Annotated in this window: 1 protein-coding gene and 1 pseudogene; both read left to right on the top strand. The window is 70.7% G+C overall.

The annotated features are described in order from the left end of the window. The first annotated feature begins 737 nt into the window (after nucleotides 1-737). Entirely contained in the window at nucleotides 738-3,200 is a 2,463-nt protein-coding gene (locus FJ251_13970; protein ID MBM4118811.1) for a M28 family peptidase, read from the top strand. Nucleotides 3,201-3,387: 187 nt separating this feature from the next. Further along, a pseudogene (locus tag FJ251_13965) lies at nucleotides 3,388-4,321 on the top strand (aldehyde dehydrogenase family protein).

Genomic DNA, 4,321 nt, shown 5'->3' with positions numbered 1-4,321 from the left:
CGGCCTCCTGGTGCCCCCGGATCCCCTGCGCTCGACCGTCGGTCTCAGCTTCGGCGTGCTCGAGCTCGCCGATGACGACTACGCGGACTTCTTCGACCGCAGCGAGCTGAACACCTGGAGCCTGCGCTACGACTATCGCGTCTGGGGCCCGCTGCGCCTCGGCGCCGCGATCAGCGCGAGCGACAAGAGCGAGGTCGAGCGCGAGCTGTCGCTGGGCAGCGGCAACTACCCGGTCCGCTACCGCTTCACCGCCTTCACCGCCCTGGGCGAGCTCTTCCTGCGCAGCCAGCTGCCGCGCCTGGGGCCGCTCCACCCGCAGGCCAGCGCCGGCCTGCTCGTCAGCCGCATCCACGCGGAGAGCAGCGGCTACAGCCAGGGCTACGAGGCGGCCTGGGAGGACTACCGGCCCATCGACGAGCTCGTGCGCTATGGGCACGGCTGGCGCGCGGCGCTGGGCGTCCAGTGGCCGATCTGGGCGAACGTGGCGCTCTTCGTCGAGGCCAGTCGCCAGGAGCTGGATCGTTACGACGCCCCCGTCGATCGCGACCCGCCAGTGGGCGGCTTCAGCCACAGCGGCGAACGCCTCGAGGCCGGCTTGGTCCAGCGCTTCTAGTCGAGGGCGCTCGCCCTTGGCGAGGGCCCCGCTCTCCTGCTACAATTTAGCGGCCACCCGGCCCGGCAGACCCCCGGGCACCTGGGCGCTGCTCGCCGTTCGCGCCGCCAGCCAAGGAGTCCCCATGCGCAAGCGCCTCCTCGCCACCTTCGCCTTGCTCTGCCTCGCCGTTTCCGTTGCCGGCGCCGCCGGCACCGGCAAGCTGCTCGTCCGCATCGCCGGCTCCGGCGAGACGGGACCGGCGCTCGCCGACCGCGAGCTTTTCCTCGTCGCCGAGCTGCCGGCCGCGGACGGTTACCTCGCCTTCGTCGACCAGGCCGAGCTGGCGCAGCTTCGCGCCTGGGGCCGCAGCGTGGAGGTCCTCGATCCCAGCGACGACGGCACGCGCGAGTACCTGATCGCCTACCGCCACGCCCCGGGCGCGGCGCACACCGAGCACCCCGATCCTGCCGGCACTCGCGTGCTGCGCGATGCTGGCGCCTACCGGCTGCTCAGCGTGCCGGCCGGCGATCTCGCCCTGACGCCGAGCTGCCTGCCGGACATCCAGCGCGTCTTCCGCCGCCCCCTGCGCTTCGTGCGCAGCCCCTGGACGGAGCCGGCGCCCTTGCGCGACGCCGATCCCGTGATCACCGCGATGGTGGCCGGCGTCGTGCAGAGCGAGCTGCAGAGCCAGGTGCAGACCCTGCAGAACTTCGGGACGCGCCACTCGCAGTACACGGGCGGCCTGAATGCCTCGCTATGGATCCGCGACCGGTTCCTCAGCTACGGCTACGCCGACGTCACCCTGCACAGCTACAACAGCTGGAACGACAACGTCGTCTGCGTGAAGCCGGGCGCGGTCTACCCCGATCGCTACGTGGTGATCGGCGGCCACTACGACTCGACCAACTTCAGCGGCGACAGCTACGCGCCGGGCGCCGACGACAACGCCACCGGCACGGTGGGCGTGCTGCAGGCCGCCAAGGCGATGGCCGCTCACGACTTCGAGTACACGACGATCTTCATCGCCTTCAGCGGCGAGGAGCAGGGTCTGGTCGGCAGCGATGCCTGGGCCGCCGAGGCGGCAGCCGCGGGCATGGACATCGTCGGCATGCTCAATCTCGACATGCTCTGCTACAAGTCGACGAGCGATCCCGAGGACATCGACATCATCAGCAACAGCACGAGCGATCCGCTGGCCGATCTGGCCTACGCGGCGATCGCGACCTATGTGCCGGAGCTGGCCGCCATCGAGGGCTACCTCTCGGGCGGCAGCAGCGATCACGCGTCCTTCTGGGGGAACGGCTTCCGCGCCATCTTCTTCTTCGAGGACAGCAACGCCTACAGCCCCTACATCCACACCTCCAACGACGTCATCGGCACGAGCGCGAACAACTTCGCCTTCATGTTCAAGAACGTGAAGGCGGCGCTCGCGACCTTCGCCGTCATGGCGCGGCCCTTCCACATCGCGATCGCGCACGCGCCGCTCGCGCATAGCGAGAGCCTGGGACCCTTCGCGGTCGACGCCGTCATCCAGGCCGCCGAGCCGCTCGTGCCGGCCAGCCTGCTCCTGCACTACCGCGTGAACGGCGGCGCCTTCCAGACCCTGACCCTCGCGGCCAGCGGCCAGCCCAACGGCTTCACGGCGAGCATCCCGGCTCAGCTCCCGGGCAGCCACATCGAGTACTACCTGAGCGCCGCCGACGCGGCCGGGTACACGGCCAGCGCCCCCGAGGGCGCGCCGGGCGCGCTCTACGGCTTCCGCGCCGGCGTGACGGCGGTCTTCCGCGACGACGTCGAGCAGAACCTGGGCTGGACCCTCGGCGTGGCCGGTGACAACGCGACGACGGGCATCTGGATCCGCGCCGATCCCGTGGGCACCAGCTACCAGCCCGAGTACGACCACACGCCCGACCCCGGCACGCTCTGCTTCGTGACGGGCAACGGCGTGCCGGGCGGCAGCGCCGGCGATCAGGACGTCGACGGCGGCAAGACCACCCTACTCTCGCCCATCTTCGATCTCGAGGGCGCGAGCTGGGCCGGCCTCTCCTACTGGCGCTGGTACACGGACGAGACCAGCCACGACGACGACTTCCTCGTCGACATCTCGAACAACGGCGGCACGAGTTGGGTGAGCCTCGAGGTGGTCACCGACAGCGCCTATCCCTGGGTGAAGGCGGAGTTCGACAATCTCGCCGCGATCCTACCCCTGACCAGCCAGATGCGCGTGCGCTTCATCGCCAGCGACACCGGCAGCGGCAGCCTCGTGGAAGCGCTGATCGACGACTTCGAGGTCGTGGCGACGAACGACGACCTGACGGCCGTCGAGCCCGGCGTGCCGGCGGCGCTTGCCAGCCTGAGCGCCCACCCGAACCCCTTCAACCCGCAGACCACGCTCCGCCTCAGCCTGCCGGGGGCCGGGCAGGCGAGCCTGCGCATCTTCGACGCCACGGGCGCCGAAGTGGCGCAGCCGCTGGACGGACCGATGGCGGCCGGTCCCCTCGAGCTGACCTGGAACGCCGGGCAGCTGCCGAGCGGCGTCTACCTGGCCCGCCTGAGCCTGGACGGCCGCCCACTGACGAGCCTCAAGCTCACGCTGCTCAAGTAGGGACTCGCGGACCTGCGCCCGAGCGCCGCTGCACAGGCGCTCGGCGCGCAGGCCCGCGAGCCCCCTCTCCAGCCCGCCAGCCACGGCCTCGGCATTGACGGGGAGGTCCCGCCGCTGTTTCTTGGCGGCACGCGGCGCGGCGGCAAGCGCTGGCAGCGCCGCATCCATGCACAGAGGGGGATGAGTGATGAAGGACTTCATGCGCAGCTTGCGCCTGACGGAGGTCAACTCCGGGGCGAGCACCCGCGAGTGGATCGCGGGGCCCAGCGGCGGCGAGTTGGCGGTCTACTCGCCGACGGACGGCAGCCAGATCGGCACCGTGCTGCAGGCCGGGCCTGCCGACTACGAGAAGGTGGCCGCGGCGGCCACCGCCGCCTTCCGCGAGTGGCGCCTCGTGCCCGCGCCCCAGCGCGGCCTGATCGTGCGCGAGTTCGCCAACGCCTTCCGCGATTACAAGGAGCCGCTGGGCAAGCTCGTCAGCTACGAGATGGGCAAGATCACCACCGAGGGCCTCGGCGAGGTCCAGGAGATGATCGACATCGCCGACTTCGCCGTCGGCCTCTCGCGTACCATCGGCGGGCCCACGCTGCCCAGCGAGCGCCCGGGCCACCGCCTGATGGAGCAGTGGCATCCGTTCGGGCCGATCGGCATCGTGACGGCCTTCAACTTCCCCGTCGCCGTCTGGGCCTGGAACGCGATGATCGCCGCCATCTGCGGCGACACCTGCATCTGGAAGCCTTCGAGCAAGACGCCGCTGACGGCGATCGCGGTCCAGCACATTTGCAACGATGTAATGAAGGCCCACGACCTGCCGCCGATCTTCACCCTCGTCGTCGGCCGGGGATGATCAACGACCGTCGCCTGCCCCTGATCAGCGCCACGGGCTCCGTCCGCATGGGCCGGCAGATCGGCGAGGCCGTCGCCCGGCGCCTCGGCCGCAGCCTGCTCGAGCTGGGCGGCAACAACGCGGTGATCGTGGATGCGAGCGCCGACCTCGACATGGCCTTCAATGGGGTGATCTTCGGCGCCGTCGGCACGGCCGGCCAGCGCTGCACGAGCACGCGCCGCCTCTTCCTGCACGAGTCCATCGCTGAGGGCTTCCTGGCCCGCCTCGTCGCCGC

This window comes from bacterium, assembly GCA_016873475.1.
Taxonomy (GTDB): Bacteria; Krumholzibacteriota; Krumholzibacteriia; order JACNKJ01; family JACNKJ01; genus VGXI01.
Note: the sequence above shows the minus strand (reverse complement) of the source record. Positions and strands in the feature narration are given on the sequence as shown.

What these genes read in the sequence shown, in the direction of transcription:
- FJ251_13970 (MBM4118811.1), top strand. Translation starts at nt 738, where the DNA reads ATGCGCAAGCGCCTCCTCGCCACCTTCGCCTTGCTCTGCCTCGCCGTT.